This window comes from Paenarthrobacter sp. YJN-5 (assembly GCF_015040095.1).
Classification (GTDB): domain Bacteria; phylum Actinomycetota; class Actinomycetes; order Actinomycetales; family Micrococcaceae; genus Arthrobacter; species Arthrobacter ureafaciens.
The window spans coordinates 3,693,535-3,712,408 of record NZ_CP053544.1 but is presented as its reverse complement, the minus strand read 5'-3'; the positions used below and the strand labels follow the sequence as shown (position 1 = coordinate 3,712,408).

General features: G+C 61.7%; 13 protein-coding genes and 2 rRNA genes. 12 read left to right on the top strand and 3 right to left on the bottom strand.

Features of this window, described 5'->3' with window-relative positions; genetic code table 11:
* The first annotated feature begins 369 nt into the window (after positions 1 to 369).
* From HMI59_RS17205 to HMI59_RS17190, 4 genes are all read left to right on the top strand, one after another.
* Positions 370 to 3,532: ribosomal RNA gene (locus HMI59_RS17205) — 23S ribosomal RNA — on the top strand.
* A gap of 140 nt (positions 3,533 to 3,672) precedes the next feature.
* A 5S ribosomal RNA gene (gene rrf / locus HMI59_RS17200) occupies positions 3,673 to 3,789 on the top strand.
* Positions 3,790 to 3,878: 89 nt separating this feature from the next.
* A complete protein-coding gene (locus tag HMI59_RS17195; protein ID WP_193591988.1) occupies positions 3,879 to 4,373 on the top strand; it encodes an SRPBCC domain-containing protein in 495 nt (164 codons plus the stop codon).
* Positions 4,366 to 4,908, top strand: a complete 543-nt coding sequence (locus HMI59_RS17190; protein WP_227471435.1) for a GNAT family N-acetyltransferase — start codon at positions 4,366 to 4,368, stop codon at positions 4,906 to 4,908. The genes HMI59_RS17195 and HMI59_RS17190 overlap by 8 nt, the downstream gene beginning before the upstream one ends.
* Positions 4,909 to 4,944: 36 nt before the next feature.
* Here the strand turns inward: HMI59_RS17190 and HMI59_RS17185 are convergent, their stop codons facing one another.
* On the bottom strand, positions 4,945 to 5,970 hold the full coding sequence (locus tag HMI59_RS17185) for a LacI family DNA-binding transcriptional regulator (RefSeq protein ID WP_193591986.1): 1,026 nt from the start codon (positions 5,968 to 5,970) through the stop codon (positions 4,945 to 4,947).
* A 20-nt stretch (positions 5,971 to 5,990) separates the two neighbouring features.
* Positions 5,991 to 7,712, bottom strand: coding sequence for a glycoside hydrolase family 13 protein (locus HMI59_RS17180; protein WP_193591985.1), 1,722 nt, complete (start codon positions 7,710 to 7,712; stop codon positions 5,991 to 5,993).
* 211 nt (positions 7,713 to 7,923) lie between these two features.
* On the opposite strand from HMI59_RS17180, the gene HMI59_RS17175 reads away from it, so the two are divergent.
* From HMI59_RS17175 to HMI59_RS17145, 8 genes are all read left to right on the top strand, one after another.
* Entirely contained in the window at positions 7,924 to 9,222 is a 1,299-nt protein-coding gene (locus HMI59_RS17175) for a maltose ABC transporter substrate-binding protein (protein WP_193591984.1), read from the top strand.
* A gap of 92 nt (positions 9,223 to 9,314) precedes the next feature.
* On the top strand, positions 9,315 to 11,027 hold the full coding sequence (locus tag HMI59_RS17170) for an ABC transporter permease subunit (RefSeq protein WP_193591983.1): 1,713 nt from the start codon (positions 9,315 to 9,317) through the stop codon (positions 11,025 to 11,027).
* Positions 11,024 to 11,956 (top strand): sugar ABC transporter permease, encoded by a 933-nt coding sequence (locus HMI59_RS17165; RefSeq protein ID WP_193591982.1) that lies wholly within the window; start codon positions 11,024 to 11,026, stop codon positions 11,954 to 11,956. The genes HMI59_RS17170 and HMI59_RS17165 overlap by 4 nt, the downstream gene beginning before the upstream one ends.
* A 2-nt stretch (positions 11,957 to 11,958) precedes the next feature.
* Positions 11,959 to 13,926 (top strand): glycoside hydrolase family 13 protein, encoded by a 1,968-nt coding sequence (locus HMI59_RS17160; protein WP_193591981.1) that lies wholly within the window; start codon positions 11,959 to 11,961, stop codon positions 13,924 to 13,926.
* Positions 13,927 to 14,004: 78 nt separating this feature from the next.
* The gene (locus tag HMI59_RS17155; RefSeq protein WP_227471434.1) at positions 14,005 to 15,438 is read left to right on the top strand and encodes an FAD-binding oxidoreductase; all 1,434 of its coding nucleotides are present in this window, start codon (positions 14,005 to 14,007) and stop codon (positions 15,436 to 15,438) included.
* A 192-nt stretch (positions 15,439 to 15,630) separates the two neighbouring features.
* Positions 15,631 to 16,248, top strand: a complete 618-nt coding sequence (locus HMI59_RS25760; RefSeq protein ID WP_227471433.1) for a hypothetical protein — start codon at positions 15,631 to 15,633, stop codon at positions 16,246 to 16,248.
* Positions 16,249 to 16,332: 84 nt separating this feature from the next.
* Positions 16,333 to 16,986: a hypothetical protein gene (locus HMI59_RS25755; RefSeq protein ID WP_227471432.1), complete on the top strand. Its 654-nt coding sequence runs from the start codon at positions 16,333 to 16,335 to the stop codon at positions 16,984 to 16,986.
* Between the two features lie 41 nt (positions 16,987 to 17,027).
* A complete protein-coding gene (locus tag HMI59_RS17145; protein WP_166185672.1) occupies positions 17,028 to 17,507 on the top strand; it encodes a pyridoxamine 5'-phosphate oxidase family protein in 480 nt (159 codons plus the stop codon).
* A gap of 129 nt (positions 17,508 to 17,636) precedes the next feature.
* On the opposite strand, the gene HMI59_RS17140 is transcribed toward HMI59_RS17145, so the two are convergent.
* The gene (locus tag HMI59_RS17140) at positions 17,637 to 18,866 is read right to left on the bottom strand and encodes an amidohydrolase family protein (RefSeq protein WP_193591980.1); all 1,230 of its coding nucleotides are present in this window, start codon (positions 18,864 to 18,866) and stop codon (positions 17,637 to 17,639) included.
* Positions 18,867 to 18,874: the final 8 nt, after the last annotated feature.

The following is an 18,874-nucleotide window of genomic DNA, read 5'->3' as shown; positions in this document are numbered from 1 at the left end:
TTGTGTGTGGGGGGGTTGTTGGGAAAGCGGTCCGGGGTGTTGGTTGCCGGGTTGTGTTTGGCGCACTGTTGGGTCCTGAGGCAACAGGGCCTTTTTGCAGCAATGCAGGGAATCCTTGGTGTTTCTTGTTGTTCCTGCGGCCGGCACCCCCTCGTGTTTGTGTGGGGTGGGTGTGGTTGACGGGGTTGTTGTTTGAGAACTACATAGTGGACGCGAGCATCTGGACACATGGTCCTGCACTCTTTTGGGGGTGTGGGTTGTGTGTTCTAGCAATTTCTTTGATGAATGAACCTGGCCCTTTTGTGGTCGTGGTTCTCTCGAATTGATTGAGTGCATCAGCCGCAGCCTGTTTGGGTTGTGGTTTTGTGTGGTCAAGTTTTTAAGGGCGCACGGTGGATGCCTTGGCATTAGGAGCCGAAGAAGGACGTAGGAATCTGCGATAAGCCTGGGGGAGTTGATAACCGAGCGGTGATCCCAGGATGTCCGAATGGGGAAACCCCGCACAACGCTGCAAGGTGATTGTGTGACCCGTGCCTGAATTCATAGGGTGCGTGGGGGGAACGCGGGGAAGTGAAACATCTCAGTACCCGCAGGAAGAGAAAACAAGAGTGATTCCGTTAGTAGTGGCGAGCGAACGCGGATGAGGCTAAACCGTTCCATGTGTGATAGCCGGCGGGCGTTGCGTGGGCGGGGTTGTGGGACTTTCCGTGCTGGTTCTGCCGGACCGGTGGGGTGTGGGTGTGCGTATAGGTGAACGGTCTTGAAAGGCCGGCCAGAGAGGGTGTGAGTCCCGTAACCGTAATGTGTGGCACCGCCTTTGGAGAGGATCCCAAGTAGCACGGGGCCCGAGAAATCCCGTGTGAATCTGTCAGGACCACCTGATAAGCCTAAATACTTCCTAATGACCGATAGCGGACCAGTACCGTGAGGGAAAGGTGAAAAGTACCCCGGGAGGGGAGTGAAACAGTACCTGAAACCGTGTGCTTACAATCCGTCAGAGCATCTGCAGCCCTTCGGGGTTGTATGGGTGTGATGGCGTGCCTTTTGAAGAATGAGCCTGCGAGTTAGTGTTACGTCGCGAGGTTAACCCGTGTGGGGAAGCCGTAGCGAAAGCGAGTCTGAACAGGGCGTGTTCAGTGGCGTGATCTAGACCCGAAGCGGAGTGATCTACCCATGGCCAGGTTGAAGCGACGGTAAGACGTCGTGGAGGACCGAACCCACTTCAGTTGAAAATGGAGGGGATGAGCTGTGGGTAGGGGTGAAAGGCCAATCAAACTCCGTGATAGCTGGTTCTCCCCGAAATGCATTTAGGTGCAGCGTTGCGTGTTTCTTGCCGGAGGTAGAGCTACTGGATGGCCGATGGGCCCTACAAGGTTACTGACGTCAGCCAAACTCCGAATGCCGGTAAGTCAGAGCGCAGCAGTGAGACTGTGGGGGATAAGCTTCATAGTCGAGAGGGAAACAGCCCAGACCACCAACTAAGGCCCCTAAGCGTGTGCTAAGTGGGAAAGGATGTGGAGTTGCTTAGACAACCAGGAGGTTGGCTTAGAAGCAGCCATCCTTGAAAGAGTGCGTAATAGCTCACTGGTCAAGTGATTCCGCGCCGACAATGTAGCGGGGCTCAAGTACACCGCCGAAGTTGTGGCATTCACGCATTACCCTAGCCTTCGTGGTTCAGGGGTGTGGATGGGTAGGGGAGCGTCGTGTGGGCGGTGAAGTCGCGGTGTAAACCAGCGGTGGAGCCTACACGAGTGAGAATGCAGGCATGAGTAGCGAAAGACGGGTGAGAAACCCGTCCGCCGAATGATCAAGGGTTCCAGGGTCAAGCTAATCTGCCCTGGGTAAGTCGGGACCTAAGGCGAGGCCGACAGGCGTAGTCGATGGACAACGGGTTGATATTCCCGTACCGGCGAAAAACCGCCCATGTTGAACGGGGGATACTAACCACCGCCGGTCTTTCTTGTTGCGCCACTTGTGGTGTGATGGTTGGGCTGGTGCTGGGACCTGATCCCGGGAGGCAAGCGTATTAACAGGTGTGACGCAGGAAGGTAGCCGGGCCGGGCGATGGTAGCCCCGGTCCAAGGATGTAGGGTCAGGGATAGGCAAATCCGTTCCTGTGTGTTTCGAGCACGATCCTGAGATCTGATGGGACCCCCGCATGGGGGGATCCGGTGATCCTATGCTGCCTAGAAAAGCATCGACGCGAGGTTTTAGCCGCCCGTACCCCAAACCGACACAGGTGATCAGGTAGAGAATACCAAGGCGATCGAGAGAATTATGGTTAAGGAACTCGGCAAAATGCCCCCGTAACTTCGGGAGAAGGGGGGCCTGCCCCGTGATACAGACTTAGCTTTGTGGAGCGGGTGTGGGCCGCAGAGACCAGGGGGAAGCGACTGTTTACTAAAAACACAGGTCCGTGCGAAGTCGCAAGACGATGTATACGGACTGACTCCTGCCCGGTGCTGGAAGGTTAAGAGGACCGGTTAGCCCCTTTGCGGGCGAAGCTGGGAATTTAAGCCCCAGTAAACGGCGGTGGTAACTATAACCATCCTAAGGTAGCGAAATTCCTTGTCGGGTAAGTTCCGACCTGCACGAATGGAGTAACGACTTCCCCGCTGTCTCAACCATAAACTCGGCGAAATTGCAGTACGAGTAAAGATGCTCGTTACGCGCAGCAGGACGGAAAGACCCCGAGACCTTTACTATAGTTTGGTATTGGTGTTCGGAGTGGCTTGTGTAGGATAGGTGGGAGACGTTGAAACCCGGACGCCAGTTCGGGTGGAGTCATCGTTGAAATACCACTCTGGTCACTTTGGACATCTAACTTCGGCCCGTGATCCGGGTCAGGGACAGTGCCTGATGGGTAGTTTAACTGGGGCGGTTGCCTCCTAAAAAGTAACGGAGGCGCCCAAAGGTTCCCTCAGCCTGGTTGGCAATCAGGTGTCGAGTGTAAGTGCACAAGGGAGCTTGACTGTGAGAGAGACATCTCAAGCAGGGACGAAAGTCGGGACTAGTGATCCGGCGGTACATTGTGGAATGGCCGTCGCTCAACGGATAAAAGGTACCTCGGGGATAACAGGCTGATCTTGCCCAAGAGTCCATATCGACGGCATGGTTTGGCACCTCGATGTCGGCTCGTCGCATCCTGGGGCTGGAGTAGGTCCCAAGGGTTGGGCTGTTCGCCCATTAAAGCGGTACGCGAGCTGGGTTTAGAACGTCGTGAGACAGTTCGGTCCCTATCCGCTGCGCGCGCAGGAAATTTGAGAAAGGCTGTCCTTAGTACGAGAGGACCGGGACGGACGAACCTCTGGTGTGTCAGTTGTACTGCCAAGTGCACCGCTGATTAGCTACGTTCGGATGGGATAACCGCTGAAAGCATCTAAGCGGGAAGCTCGCTTCAAGATGAGATTTCCAAACACATTATGTGTGAGAGGCCCCCAGCCAGACCACTGGGTTGATAGGCCGGATGTGGAAGCGAGGACTAAAGACTCGTGAAGCTGACCGGTACTAATAGGCCAACAACTTACACCACACACAACACACTGCACGCGTCCACTATGTGGTTCCCAACCAACAACCCGGGAACAACAACACAACAACACAACTAAACAAGCACCACAGTTGTAACCACACACACTTCCCACCCCCACACAGGGGGACGGGTAACAAGGTTACGGCGGTCATAGCGTGGGGGAAACGCCCGGTCCCATTCCGAACCCGGAAGCTAAGACCCACAGCGCCGATGGTACTGCACCCGGGAGGGTGTGGGAGAGTAGGACACCGCCGGACATAAATTACACAGTGAGCCCCGACCACGACGGTCGGGGCTCACTGCATTTAAAACCCACCCCCGAAAACCACGGGTAGAGTTGGTGGTCATGGAAAGTCTTTTCAGCCACCCCACGCCTGACTCCACACCGGCCAACGCAGGCGGGGAGGACCTGGAGCCGTTGGTGTTCACTACCGTGGTACCCACCACCATTCAGCACGCATTCATGGGATTTACGGACCACCCGCACCTGTGGTGGCCCATGGCCGAACACAGCGTTTACGGGGCAGGCTCGCATGTGGAATTTGAGGAGAATATGATCCTCGAGACAGCCGAGGACGGCCGCACATCGGTCTGGGGCACGATCGACGACTGGCAGCCCCCAATGTCCTTCCACACCAGTTGGTATCCTGCCAGCACCCCGCTCTGGTCTACTGAGCTTCTGGTAGCCTTCAGGGCCGTTGACGGGGGAACCGAAGTGCGCCTGGTGCACGATGGTTGGGAGGGCGCTGAAGACCCCAAAGCTACGCGCGAATCCTACGCTGAAGGATGGCCGGGCGTCCTGGCGAACTACTCACGGTTCATGGGCGGAGCCGTTGCCTAGCGCGGGTGCATCCACGGCCGGGATCAGACGGCTCACTGCCGGGGACTGGCAGCAACTGAAAGCCGTGCGGTTGGAAATGCTGGCCGATACTCCCATGGCGTATATCGAGAGCCTGGATGCGGCGCGGCGGCAAACCGATGCGCAGTGGCAGGAACGGGCCAAGGCGATGTCGGGAGACGGTAGCGTCACCTTGATCGCGGAGGAAAACAACCCCGCCCGCCGGATCAGGGGCCTCATGCGCGTAGCCCTGACGCATCCGCAAAAGTTGGGGAATTCACTGCACGCAGTGTTGATCAGCGTCTACGTGGCACCGGAATACCGGGGGCTGGGCTTGGCTGACGAGCTGCTGGTGGCGTGCTGCGATGCAGCTGCCCATGACTTGGGGGCCCACGTGCTGGAGCTCGGCGTCCACGAGGACAATGCCCGCGCGCTGTCTTTCTATCAACGCCATGGTTTCTCACTGACGGGGGAGTCCAAGCCCTTCCCCCAGGACAAGACCAAACGTGAGCTGACCATGGAGCGCCGCCTGGCTTGATGTAAGCTCGGGAAGCAACACCACCCAAGAGGGCGGCTACCGCGTCTCGCTGGCCTTGGGAACAGCAGTGCTGGTACGCACCACAAGCTTGGTGGGGTGTGCAGTGTCGGCGGGCTCCGGCTCCAGCCCCTTGTTGATGGCACCAAGGAGGGCCCGGACCGCCAGCGCGCCCTGTCCCTTTGCGTCCTGGTCAATCGTGGTCAGGCCCATGACGTTGCCGAGGTCGTGCCCATCAATGCCGATCACCGAAAGATCATCCGGGATGCGAAGACCGAAGTCACGGGCGGCCAGTATGGTGCCTATGGCCATTTCGTCTGACGCCGCGAAGACCGCCGTGGGCCGTTCAGATGAGCCGCCGAGCAATTGCCGCGCGGCGGCGTATGCGCCTTCAATGGTGAAGTCCGCCGCAATGATCCAGTCGGGGCGGACTGTACAGCCGGCGTCGTTCATTGCTTTTTCAAAGCCGCCACGGCGCGTGCCGGGCAGTTTGAAGTCCTGATCGTAGGCCTCGTTGCCGGTCATGTGGGCGATGTTGCGGTGTCCCAGGCCGATCAGGTGGTTTGTGGCCCTTTCAGCAACGGTGAAGTCGTCTATGCGGATGGTGGAGGCGCCAGGCAGAGGACCTCCGATTCCCACGAGCGGCCGGTGAACGGCAAGGAGCTTCTGGATTTCGTCCTCACTGAGCTCCAAGGAAACGGCGATGACCGCGTCCACGCGCTTCCGCAGCAGGAAGTCGTTGAAGACGCTATGACGGTGTGCGGGATTCCCTCCGATGTTGTACAGGGTAAGGTCGTAGCCGGCTTCAAGCAGCGCCGCCGAGGCACCTTCGATCACCGCCGAAAAGAACCAGCGGTCCACCGAGGGCACCACAAGGCCAACGTTGTGGGTGCGGCCGGACGCCAGGCTCGATGCGTGATAGGACAGCACAAAGCCGAGTTCGGAAGCAGCGGCACGGGCGCGTTCGCGACTGGATGCAGAGACATTGCCCTTGCCGCTTAGGGCGCGTGAAACCGTGGCAACGGAGAGCCCTGCCCGTTCGGCCACGTCCTTGATGCCGGTCATGGCGCTCCTCGGTGGAAAAGTTAGCTGGTGATGAGCCAGATGGTCTCTCCCGAGCCTAATGGATCGTTGCGGTCCGCTGCCGAACTGCGAAGCAGCACCTCGCCTTCGGGAAGCGGCATCGGTTCCGTTCCAACATTCATGACCACAAGCGTGCTGCCGTTGAGGTATCCAAGCGAGGTGTGGCTGCAGTAGTCCTCCACCCATGCCAGAGACCCGCGGCCAAGTTGGAGCGTGGAGCGCTGGGCAAGCATTTCCCGGTAGAGGTTAAGGTGCGACGCCGGATCGGCCTGCTGCTTGTCCCTCGCCAGATTGCTCCACGACTCGGGCAATGGGAGCCAAGGATCCCGGCCCGCGCCGAACCCTGCGTGCATCTCTGAAGAACGCCATGGTAGCGGGACCCGGCAGCCATCCCGGCCGATCCGTGCGCCACCGGTGCGGGCGAAGGCTGGATCCTGGCGGAGGCTGCCGGGAATGCTGGTGGAATCCGGGAGGCCAAGTTCTTCGCCCTGGTAGAGGTAGGCGCCACCGGGCAAGCCGAGCATGAACATGGTAGCCGCAGCAGCCCGTCGTCGTCCGAGTTGTTCGTTGGGCTGCGGATCGCTGGGTCCGATGCCGTCGCCGTCGCGGGGCCCTGGCCCGTCGTAACCGAAGCGCGAAGCGTGCCGCACGACGTCGTGGTTGGACAGCACCCAGGTGCTGGGCGCACCGACGGCGTCCAGTGAGACAAGGGAATCGGTGACGATGTGCCGCAGGCGATCCACGTCCAGGCCAGCGTGCAGGAAGGGGAAGTTGAACGCCTGATGCATCTCGTCATGCCTGACCCACTGCGCTAAGCGGGGGAGCGGATCCACGTTGGCCTCGGCGCAGAGGATGCGGTCCGGGCCGTACTCCTCAAGGATGGAGCGCCAGCGGCGGTAGATGTCGTGCAAGGCAGGCTGACCGAACATCGGTGCATCCTGCCCCGGGAAGCCATCCGTGCTGTTTCCGTCCGGGCGTCCACCCCAGTCGGGCAGGCCGGGGGCTTTGACGAGCGCGTGGGCCACGTCCACGCGGAATCCGGAGATGCCCCGGTCCAGCCAGAAACGCAGGACGCGTTCGAACTCAGCATGGACTGCAGGGTTGTGCCAGTTGAAGTCCGGCTGCGACGAGTCGAAGAGGTGCAGGTACCACTGCCCTGGCTGCCGGTCCGGCTCTGTAATGCGTGTCCATGCGGGTCCGCCAAAGTGGGACTGCCAATTGTTGGGCGGCTCGGTCCCCTCCGGTCCCAGGCCGTCGCGGAAGATGAACATGTCCCGTTCGGGACTGTTGGCGGGAGCGGCCTTTGCTGCTTGGAAGGCCACATGCTGATCTGAGCAGTGGTTAGGGACGATGTCTGCAATGACGCGCAACTGCAGCCGGTTCGCCTCGGCAATGAGGGCATCGAAGTCGACCAGTCGACCAAACAGGGGGTCCACATCGCAATAGTCGCTGACGTCGTAGCCGGCATCCCGTTGCGGTGACCTGTAGAACGGCGACAACCATACGGCGTCGACGCCCAACTCCGCGAGCTGCGGGAGCTCGGCTGTGATGCCTGCGAGGTCGCCAATGCCGTCGCCGTTGAGGTCCCGAAACGAGCGCGGATAAATCTGGTAGATGACAGCGGAGCGCCACCATCCGTGTGCCGTGGAGGCGCGGTGGACTGGCGTCAAAGTGGCGAAGGCTGGGTCAACGGCCTCGGCTGTAAGCAAGGAATCAACGGACATGGGGACCATCGTATGAGGGAAACCCAAGAATTGTAAACGCTTCCAATAATTCTCATCCTTTCCGTCCAGTGATCCGACACGCCGGGCGTTCCCGCTTGTCACTGTTGAGGTGTTATGTTTGGAAGCGCTTACAGTTGTGAGCCACATCACCGACGATGCCACGAGGCGCGCAGAGCCTTTCCGTGGAACCAGAATGACGAAAGGGACACCAATGAAGGTGCATAACACCCTCGCGACCCACACCACCCGGCGGGTCTTCGCCACCGGGGCCATCTCCGTTGTTGCTGCCCTGGCGCTGAGCGCGTGTGGTGGCAGCGCTTCCACGGCACCTGCTTCGGAATCAACCAAGCCTGACCTCAAGGCCTCCGGTGCAGGCACCATCACTATGTGGGTGGACGCAGAGCGCTCTCCGGCGTTGAAGGAAATCACCGAGAAGTTCAAGACGGACACCGGCATCGAAGTGAAGCTCGTGGTCAAGGACTTTGCCGCCGTCCGGGATGACTTCATCACCCAGGTCCCCACGGGCAAGGGGCCGGACCTCATCGTCGGACCGCACGACTGGATCGGCAAGTTCGTCCAGAACGGCGTAATCGCACCAGTGGAACTCGGCGACAAAGCTGCCGGGTTCCAGGACTCCTCCATCAAGGCCATGACCTATAACGGCGCGGTCTACGGCGTCCCTTACGCGATCGAAAACATCGCCCTCCTGCGCAACACAAGCATCGTGGACGCCAAAGCCGCCACTTTTGACGAAGTAGTCGCCAACGGTAAGAAGGCCGTGGCAGAAGGCAAAGCCACCTTCCCGTTCCTGGTGGGAATGGACCCCAAGCAGGCCGATCCGTACCATCTGTATCCCTTGCAGGCCTCCATGGGATCGCAGGTCTTCGGCAAGAACGCCGACGGCGGTTACGACGCCAAGCAGTTCCTGATCGGTGACGCTGCAGGCGTCGAATTTGCCAGGAAACTGGCTGTGTGGGGCGACGCCGGGGAGAAGGTCATCAACTCGAACATCACGGGCGACATCGCCAAGGAGAAGTTCTTGGCCGGCGAATCCCCGTACTTCCTGACCGGACCGTGGAACGTTCCGGACGTCCAGAAGAAGGGCATCAAGTTCGCCGTGGATGAGCTGCCCACCGCCGGTGGCGAGGCAGCCCAGCCGTTCATTGGTGTTAGCGGCTTCTTCATCAGCGCCAAGAGCGCCAATGCCCTTGCAACCAACGAATTCGTAACCAACTACCTGACGTCGGAGTCCGCACAGGATTCCATGTACACGGCAGGTGGCCGTCCGCCGGCGCTAAAAGCTTCGTTTGAGAAGGCAGCAAGCGATCCGGTAGTGGAGGCGTTCGGCAAGATCGGCGCCACAGGTGTTCCCATGCCGGCTATTCCGGAAATGAGCGCGGTGTGGGCCGACTGGGGCGCCACGGAGCTCTCCATCATCAAAGGCCAGGCTGACCCTGCTGAAGCCTGGGCCCAAATGGCAGCCAGTATCAAGTCCAAGATCGGCGGCTGACGCCCAACCGGTGACTCCATCATTCTGCACGGGTCGCGCGGCATCGCCGCACGGCCCGTGCAGACGCCACCCTCTTGTCTCCAAGGAACGCCATGCCTAAGCCAGACCTCCGCCGCGAACCGCCAGCGTCCGACGCCGGTGCTCCCGCGACCACACGCCGTCCTGTCGCCTTTGAGGGGCCTATCGCCGCCCGCGGCGAAGCGTCCTTGGGAGGACGGGGTAACTCTTCCGACCAGGGACGGAATCCAAGCAAGGTGAAACGCGGACCCGACTCCCTCAAAGGCACCATCATCAAGATCGTCCTGCTGGGACTTGTTGATGCCCTGGCTGTGTACGTCCTGATGATGCTGTTCCTGAGCCAGTCGTGGGCAGCGCTGTCGGTGTCTTCAGTGGTGGTCCTCGCCATTAACTGGATCTACCTTCGAAAGGGCGGCCTTCCCGCCAAGTACTTGGCTCCGGGCGTCCTGTTCCTTTTGGTCTTTCAGGTGTTGGTGGTGCTCTTCAGCGGTTACATCGCGTTCACCAACTATGGCGATGGTCACAACAGCTCCAAGGACGATGCTATTGCGGCCATCCAGCTGACAGCCCAGAAGCGGGTCCCGGATTCGCCGGCGTACAAGGCATCGGTGCTCACCAAGGGCAATGATTACTACCTGTTGTTCACGGATCCCTCCGGCAAGGCGCTGCTCGGAAGTACCGGGGAACCATTGAAGGACGCCTTCAACGCCGGCAAGGACTCCACGGGCAAAGCCAACTCCCTGCCTGGCTATGAGACGTTGAAGTTCCACGAGATCGTGGCCAATCAGCAGGAAATCCTGAAAATCACTGTCCCGGTGTCCGCCGATCCCGCCGACGGAACCCTGCGCACAGCCGATGGCAGCACGGCCTACCAATTCAAGCCGGCACTGAGCTACGACGCCTCCGCAGATACGTTCACTGACACCGAAACCGGCACGGTCTATCGCGACAACGGTAAAGGCGCGTTCGCCAACGCCGGCGGCGAGACCCTCACCACAGGCTGGAAGATCGACGTCGGCATGGACAACTTTGCGCGGGCCTTCACCGACCCCAGCCTCCGCGGACCACTGCTGGGTGTGATCATCTGGACTTTCACCTTCTCGGTTGCCTCCGTGGCTTTGACGTTCGTCCTTGGCCTGTTCCTGGCTATCACGTTCAACCGCGAAGATCTCCGAGGCAAGAAGGTCTACCGGATCCTGATGATTTTGCCCTACGCGTTCCCGGCGTTCCTGTCCGGATTGGTGTGGTCCGGGATCCTCAACCCTGAATTCGGCTGGCTCAACCAGACATTGCTGGGGGGCGCCAACATCGGGTGGCTCACTGATCCCTTCCTGGCCAAGATCAGCGTGCTGGTGGTGAACCTGTGGCTCGGCTTCCCGTACATGTTCCTGGTGTGCACGGGTGCTCTTCAGTCGTTGCCCACCGAACTGGACGAGGCAGCCCGCATGGACGGAGCGTCGGCATGGCGCGTTTTCCGTTCCATCAAGCTGCCCCTGCTGTTGGTGTCCGTGGCTCCGCTGCTAATCTCCTCCTTCGCCTTCAACTTCAACAACTTCAACGTCATCTACATGCTGACCGGAGGTGGCCCGCGCTTCGCTGACACCGACCGGGACATCGGAGCCACGGACATCCTGATCACGCTCGTCTACAAGGTGGCCTTCGGCCAAGGAACCGGGCGCGATTACGGCCTGGCCAGCGCTCTCGCCATCATCATCTTCATCATCGTGGCCACCATCTCGGCCATCAGCTTCAAGCAAACCAAAGCACTCGAGGACGTGAACTCATGAGCGTACGCACACTCTCCACCACCAAGGAAGCAGCGCTCGACGGCGGACTCTCACCCCTGGCGCCGCACCGCAGGCCGTTTGGGGTTTGGTTCAAGGACAAAGGCTGGCGCCACTTGGTGGGTATTGTCACCACCATCTTCGCGATCTTCCCGCTGCTTTACGTACTCTCCGCGGCGCTGGACTCCAACGGCACCCTGGTGGGGTCCAACGGACTATTCTCCAGATTTGATACAGGCAACTTCGTGGCCCTGTTCAGCGACCCGAGCCGTCCCTTCGGACGATGGTTCGTGAATACGCTGGTGGTAGGCATCGTGACGTCGGCCGCAACAGTGTTCCTGGGTGCAATGGCCGCTTACGCGTTCTCGCGCATGCGCTTCAAGGGCCGCAGGATCGGGCTGCTGTCCCTGCTCTTGTTGCAAATGTTCCCTCAACTGTTGGCCGTCGTCGCAATCTTCTTGCTCCTGAGCGGCATTTCGCAGGTGATCCCTGCACTGGGTCTCGGCAGTCAACTCGGCCTGATCATGGTCTACCTCGGCGGAGCCCTGGGAGTGAATACCTACCTGATGTACGGCTTCTTCAACACGGTTCCGCAGTCCCTGGACGAGGCCGCCAAGCTCGATGGTGCCAGCCATGTGCAGATCTTCTTCGGCATCATTCTCCGCCTGGTCACCCCGATCCTGGCCGTGGTGGGGTTGCTCGCGTTCATCGGTATCTCGAGTGAATTCGTGATCGCAAGTGTTGTCCTCACGGACCCGGACAGCCAGACACTGGCAGTGGGGCTCTACTCGTATGTAGCCCAGCAGCGATCGGAGAACTGGGGTGTCTTCGCAGCCGGCGCCGTCATTGCCGCCATCCCGGTCATGGCTCTGTTTCTGTTCCTGCAGAAGTACATCGTCAGCGGACTCACCGCCGGCTCCGTGAAAGGCTGACCATGCCAATCGCCCTCCCGCACCACGACGGCTCTGCGCTGTACGCACCCGATTCCGCTGCCCTCGGCGAAAGCGTCCGGCTCCGGCTCCGTGTCCCGCAAAGCTGGGGATCGGCGTCGCGCGTTTGGGTACGTTCCATCCAGGACGGCGAGCCGCGCTACAACGCCGCCACCCGGCTCGGCACGGTCGATGGTTGGGACTGGTGGGAGGCATCCGTGCTGGTGGCCAACCCGGTGGCCAAGTACCGCTTCCTGCTGGAAGTTTCGGAATCGCCCGAAGACGGTGCCAGCGTTCCGCGTTTTTGGTCGCTCAACGCGCAAGGCCTCTTCAACCGGGACGTGTCCGATTACGCCGATTTCCGAGTCACATCCTACGCACCGGCTCCGGAATGGCTGCACAAGGCAACCATGTACCAGATATTCCCGGACCGTTTCGCTCGCTCCGCTCAATCTGCCGGGCACCCGGTGCCGGACTGGGCCATCGACTGTGCCTGGGGCACACCCGTGGTGGGGGCCGGACCGGAAACGTCCATCCAGTTCTACGGCGGCGACCTGCCGGGCATCATGGACAAACTTGACCACCTTCAGGGTCTCGGCGTGGACGTCATCTACCTCACGCCGTTCTTCCCTGCCCGCTCCAACCACCGCTACGACGCCTCGACGTTCGACTCCGTGGATCCACTCCTCGGTGGAGACAAAGCATTGGTGGACCTGATTGATGCGGCGCACACACGGGGGATCCGGGTGATCGGGGACCTCACGGCCAACCATTCCGGCGCTGCCCACGAGTGGTTCGCCAAGGCGCTCGCCGACCCGGGCTCTGAGGAGGCAGGCTATTACTATTTCAGTCCGGACCATCATTCCTATGAATCGTGGTGGGGCGTTCCGTCGCTGCCCAAGTTCAACTGGGCCTCGGATGCTTTGCGGCGGCGGTTCGTCCTGGACGAGGATTCAGTGGTGGCCCGTTGGCTGAAGCCGCCCTTCAACCTGGATGGCTGGAGGATCGACGTCGGGAACATGACCGGACGGCTCGGGGCGCAGGACCTCAACCACGAGGTCGCCACGCTGATCGCTCAACGCGTGCGTGAGATCAATCCGGAGGCTGCCCTCCTTGCAGAATCGACGTCCGACGCTGCGCCGGACTTCACGGGCGAACACTGGCAGGGCGCTATGACCTATTCCAATTTCACCCGCCCGCTGTGGTCATGGCTCGCCGGAAATGCCCCGCACGTGAACTTTTTCGGCTCCCCGCAGGCGGGGCCCAACAGGATCGATGCCGAGGACTTCCTGGCCACTCACCAAGACCTCGCGTCGGGATTTAGCTGGGGTGTCCGGAAAAACACCATGAATGCGCTGAACACGCACGACACCGCCCGGGCGGCGACTGTGATGATCGACGGCGGCCAGGAGTTGGGTGCGGTCCTCATGTTCACGTTGCCCGGAGTTCCGGTGGTGTTTGCAGGCGATGAATTCGGTCTCGAAGGGTTCAACGGCGAGGATTCGCGGACCCCGATGCCTTGGGCTGCTGTGGAGGGGGAGTCCGCGACGGGACAGGAGTCTTCGGCAGGAGACGGGGGTCGTCCGCAGCGATTGGTCAAGGATTTCCGGACCCACTACGCGCGTCTTGGCCAGCTTCGCCGCGAGCAACGTGCGCTGGCGGAGGGGAGTGTTCGCTGGATCCATGCCGAAGGTGATGCTGTGGTCTTCATCCGGGAAACCACAGAGTCTTCCGTGCTGGTAATGGCTGCCCGGGACGCGTCCGAGGTGACCCTGGATGCGTCGGTACTGTCCGTCCCTCAGCTCGAGGCGCTTCTGGAACCGCCGCTGCTTCTGGTGGGCGGGATTACCGCCAGGACCGGCCGCGGCAGCGCGGTCACGGGTGATGTTGTGTTGTGCGCCGCGGGGACCTCCGCCGGAGTGTGGGCTCTCCCGGGCACGGCGCTTCCCATGGGCGGCCATGACCTGCGCTGATTAGACTGGGACCACTGAAAACACTGCGAAGACTGCCGATTTGGCGTGTCCGCGGTGCTCAAGTGTGAAGGGACCACCTTGTCGGATGAAACGGCTACGGCCGGAACAGCAGCGGAAAGCATCACGAGCCGGGGGGCCGGCCGCCAACAGTTTGTTGAGGAGTTGAAGGCGGGCCTCCGACCAGGCCAGCTGGCCGAGGACGAGGCGACACTGACGGTCTACTCCGCAGACCAAGGCCCGCTGCTCGAGCGTCACTTGCCACTCGCCGTCGTATGGGCTGAATCGGTGCAGGACGTCCAGCACATTGTCCGTACGTGCTCCGCGTACAGGGTTCCAATCGTTGCACGCGGTGCCGGTACCGGCGTATCGGGCGGAGCCCACGCCACGCGGGGTTGCATCGTCCTCAGCTTGGAACGGATGGACCGGATCCTTGACCTGAACCCGGATGACGAGACCGCCGTCGTCGAACCCGGCGTCATTAACGCGGAGCTGAACGCTGCTGCCGCTGCGCACGGCCTCATGTATGCGCCGGACCCGGCCAGTTACAAGATGTCCACCATTGGCGGCAACGTGGCGACGAACGCCGGCGGCCTGAGGTGTGCAAAGTATGGCGTGACGCGTGATTCTGTTCTTGCCCTGGACGTCGTCATGGCCGACGGCTCCCTCCTGCATACCGGACACCAGACGTTCAAAGGCGTGGCAGGCTATGACCTCACGGCGCTGATGGTGGGCTCTGAAGGCACATTGGGGATAGTGGTGGGCGTGACGGTCCGCCTCAAGTACTTGCCCCACGAGGTCCACACCATTGCGGCTTTCTACCAGGATTTCCGCAGCGCAGCTGCCGGGGTGCTGGCGGTCGGCAAAGCGCGGGTGCAGCCGGCCATCATGGAGTTGCTGGATAACGGAACCTTGGAGCAACTGGACGCACTGCACGGCTCGGACTTGCAGAAGCGCGGGAAGTCGTTGTTGCTGATTCAGACCGACGGCTTTGGGGCGGCCGCTGAGGCGGCCGTGGTCCGGCAGGTCCTTGCCGACGGCGGCGCTGCGGTCACCATGGAAGCCAGCGCGGAAGCGGAAATGCTGGTGGAGCTGCGCCGCAACAGCCGCGGCGTGGAGGTCGACGACGAGTTCCGCGTGGGCGAGGACATTGCCGTTCCGCGCTCGAAGCTGGTGGAGTTCGTCGCATCGCTCGAGACCATGGCCGCCCGCCACCGGGTCCGGCTCAAGGTGGTAGCCCACGCCGGCGACGGCAACCTGCATCCGACGTTCTGGATGGACCGCGTGGACGACGTTACAGACGCCGACGCCTTGGTGCGGCTCAACGCGGCCCTGGATGAGTCCATCCGGGTGGGCCTGGAGATGGGTGGGACCATCACCGGGGAACACGGAGTAGGCCAGTACAAGCTCCGTTGGCTGGGGCTGGAGCAGCCTGAACCTGTGCGTGAACTGCAGCGCAGGATCAAGGAGCTGTTCGACCCGGCAGGGATCCTGAATCCCGGGAAGGCCATTTAGCCATCTAGGCCTTTGGTATTCCAATACTCCCGATCAGCGGTTTCGGTCATGTTTCTCCGCGCTTTATCAGCGGTTTACTTTGACGTCTTTGCGCCCTATTCTATTTTGGTATACCAAAATGCCAATGAGGGGATGGATGTGGGAGAAAAGCGCCGAGCCGTACCGGGACACGGTCCAAGACTGAAGACGGTCATGGTGCTGCTGGCCCTGGTGCTGGTATCCATCAACCTCCGTCCGGCTATCACCACGATCGCCGGAGTCATGAACCAGCTCGAGGGTGCCTTCCAGCTGGGTCCGCAATGGCTGCCCCTCCTGGGCACGCTCCCGGTCCTTGCCTTCGGCGTATCAGGGCCCATCGGGCCTTGGCTGGCCCGGCGTCTCGGCGCTGGGCGCGCCGTGGCAGTCGCCCTGCTGGTTCTGGCTGCGGCGCTCATTGTGCGGGCCACTGTCCCGGTGCTCCTTTTGCCCGGAACCTTCCTGTGCGGCATGGCGATCATGACGGCCAGTGTGTTGGTTCCCCAGATCGTCAAGACCAACCGCGGCACGGGCTGGTGGACGGGCCTGTGCACCATGGGGTTTGGGCTCGGTGCAGCCTTGGGCGCCGGACTCGTCCGGCCCTTGGAGCACGCCTTGGGCGGCAGCCTCAGCTGGGCACTCGCCGTGTGGGCCGTGCCCGCTCTGTTGGGCGCCTTCCTGATACAGCGCTCGGGAGGAGGCCCGACGTCGGCACCGGCCGCAGCGGGCAATGTCACCTCCGCGGGCAATGTCACCTCCCCGGGCAAGGCCACCTCAGCGGGGAATGCCACCTAGGCGGGCAATGCCACCTCAGCGGCTGGGGAAGCTGCGGCGCTGACGCCGGATTCGCCGTCGTCGGCTGTCGCGCCCAACGCTGTCGTGCCCACTGCTGTTGTTCCACTGCGTAAGCAGCGCACGGCCTGGGCTGTGACAGCGTTCTTCGGGTTGCAGGCCATGCTCTACTTCGCCATCACGTCCTGGCTGGCCGTTTTCCTTGTCTCCGAGGGACTCTCCTCCGCGGATGCCGCAGCGTTGTTGGCGTGGTTCAGCCTGGCCGGCCTGCCGGCGAGCCTGCTGGCTCCTGTCCTGGCCGGCAAGCCCAAGGTCCTTCGGATTCTGGGCCCAGGTTTGGGCCTTTCCGTCGCGGTGGCGCTCATTGGTGTGCTGGTAGCTCCGTCCGGGGCCCAGTTCCTCATGGTCGGCGTGCTGGGCGTAGTCCAGAGTGCCGGCTTCGGGCTGGCCATGGCCTTGGTGGTCATCCGATCAGCGGGACCGTTGACAGCCGGCCGGCTCTCCGCGATGAGCCAGGGCTTCGGCTTTGCCCTGGCTTCCCTGGGCCCCCTTGCTGCAGGGCTGCTGCACACCTGGACGGGCGGCTGGGAGGCTCCCTTCCTGGCCATGGCGGGTGAAGCGCTGGTCTTGGCGGCAGCCGGATACCTGGCGATTCGCGGGCCGCTGGTGAGCATTGAAACCCACAAAGCAACCGCGAAGGACAACCCGAGCCAAAGCTCCACACCTGAGCTTGTTCCGTAAAGCTGCTGGTCGCGGCCCGGTGCCCAGCGTATTCTCGGCGTATGAACACACCTGGGACCAACAAACCAAGCTCCGCGACCGAAATCCTTGAAGTGAACGAATGCTGGGAACTCCTGCGGGGAGTTTCCGTGGGCCGGTTAGCCGTGTGGGTGGACGACCACCCGGACATCTTCCCCGTCAACTACAAAGTTGACCACGGAAGCCTGGTGTTCCGTACAGGGGAAGGCACCAAGCTCCACGCCGCACTCAGCGATACTCCGGTGGCCATTGAGGCGGACGGAGTCAACCCTGACACCGGCGTCGCCTGGAGCGTGGTGGCCAAAGGGAGGGCGTCCGCAGTGAAATTGACGCAGGACGTCCTGGATACCATCGGACTCCTGCTGTTCCCATGGGAAGCAGGCCAGAAGGACCAGTTCATCAGGATTACGCCCAACAGCGTGACGGGGCGGCGTTTCAAAGTGACACCTCCCGCGACGTGGTGGACTCCCTTGGACGATGCTCCCACCGCCAGCGCCGAGTAGGTGTCAAAGAACTGCTCAAAACAGCGAACCCGCCCTTATCTGACCCTCCAGCGCTGTGCCGAAGGGAACCAAAAAGGGCGGGTTTGTTGTGTCCTAATGTCCCGGTGTCTGTCCTAACGTCCTAAAGACCTAGACCAGTTCCAGCTGGTCTGCCACCACCTTGCCTGCGTGGATCACGGTCCGGTCCTTGCCGCGATCCATGACGGTTGAAGCTACTGTCTCCCCGTCCACCAGGAGCAGCTCGGCGGGGTCGCCGACGTCGACTCCGGGGCGGTGTGAGGTGTCCTTCAGCCGGGTGGCATTCGGGTCCAGGATGCTGGCCCCGCCGATGGTGGCGATGGCCAGGCAGTGTTCAATCAACTCGTCCCTCCGGAAACCGTGGGTGAACGCGAGCTGCCAGGTGCGGTCCAGCATGTCCGTGTTGCCGTAGGGAGACCAGTAGTCCCGCTGGCCGTCCTCACCGAGGCCCAGGCGAACTCCGGCTTCGGTCAGCAGGGGGATGGGCAACTGGCCCGATGCCGCAGGAGCCACCGAGGCCAAAGACACGTCGAGCTCGGCGAAGGAATCGATGAGCCGGCGGGTGGTGGCCTCGTTGACGCTCCCCAACTGGTAGGCGTGCGACATTGTCACCTTTCCCTGCATGCCCAGCGCCCGGGTACGTTCCAGCACCAGGTCGGTGCTGAAGACGCCGAGTTCTCCGGGCTCGTGAAGGTGGATGTCGATGGGCACCTGGTACTTCTCCGCCAAGCCGAACACAATGTCCAGATGCTTGGCGGGATCGCGGTCCAAGGAGCACGGATCAATGCCACCCATGACGTCGGCACCGGCTTTGAGCGCCTCTTCCATGAGCTCCACTGTGCCCTCCTCCCGAAGCAACCCGGCTTGGGGAAATGCAATGATGTCAACGGAGGCTTGACCTGCGAACCTCTCCTTGGCAGCAGCAACAGCTTCGAAGCGTTCCAGCCGGCAATCCACATCCACCTGGGCATAGGAACGAACCCGGGTGGTTCCGCGGGCAATCATCCGTTCGAGGGTCAGATTGACGCGGTCCTGCAACGGGACCTCGGCGTTGCGCCAGTTCAGGCGGTCGTTCATCATCATGGCCCAGACGCCCGGGCCGCCCGTGTGTTCCCGGAAGGGCAGGCCGATCCGGGTGGAGTCCAGGTGCACGTGGACATCGGAGAAAGAAGGCACAAGGATGCGGTTGCGGCCTTCGATGACCGCTGTACCCTCCGGGATGGCACGAGCAGGGTCATGGGGTTCGACGGCGGTGATCTTGCCGCCCGCTGCGTCCGCTGCGACGCTGACGTCGCTGAGGGCCTGCCCCCAGGGACGGACGGCACGAATCAGGGTGTTCACTGTTTCTC

Coding starts and splice junctions, on each gene's coding strand:
- HMI59_RS17145 (WP_166185672.1), top strand. CDS start 17,028: ATGAACACACCTGGGACCAACAAACCAAGCTCCGCGACCGAAATCCTT.
- HMI59_RS17165 (WP_193591982.1), top strand. CDS start 11,024: ATGAGCGTACGCACACTCTCCACCACCAAGGAAGCAGCGCTCGACGGC.
- HMI59_RS17185 (WP_193591986.1), bottom strand. CDS start 5,970: ATGACCGGCATCAAGGACGTGGCCGAACGGGCAGGGCTCTCCGTTGCC.
- HMI59_RS17170 (WP_193591983.1), top strand. CDS start 9,315: ATGCCTAAGCCAGACCTCCGCCGCGAACCGCCAGCGTCCGACGCCGGT.
- HMI59_RS25760 (WP_227471433.1), top strand. CDS start 15,631: ATGGTGCTGCTGGCCCTGGTGCTGGTATCCATCAACCTCCGTCCGGCT.
- HMI59_RS17180 (WP_193591985.1), bottom strand. CDS start 7,712: ATGTCCGTTGATTCCTTGCTTACAGCCGAGGCCGTTGACCCAGCCTTC.
- HMI59_RS17160 (WP_193591981.1), top strand. CDS start 11,959: ATGCCAATCGCCCTCCCGCACCACGACGGCTCTGCGCTGTACGCACCC.
- HMI59_RS17195 (WP_193591988.1), top strand. CDS start 3,879: ATGGAAAGTCTTTTCAGCCACCCCACGCCTGACTCCACACCGGCCAAC.
- HMI59_RS17175 (WP_193591984.1), top strand. CDS start 7,924: ATGAAGGTGCATAACACCCTCGCGACCCACACCACCCGGCGGGTCTTC.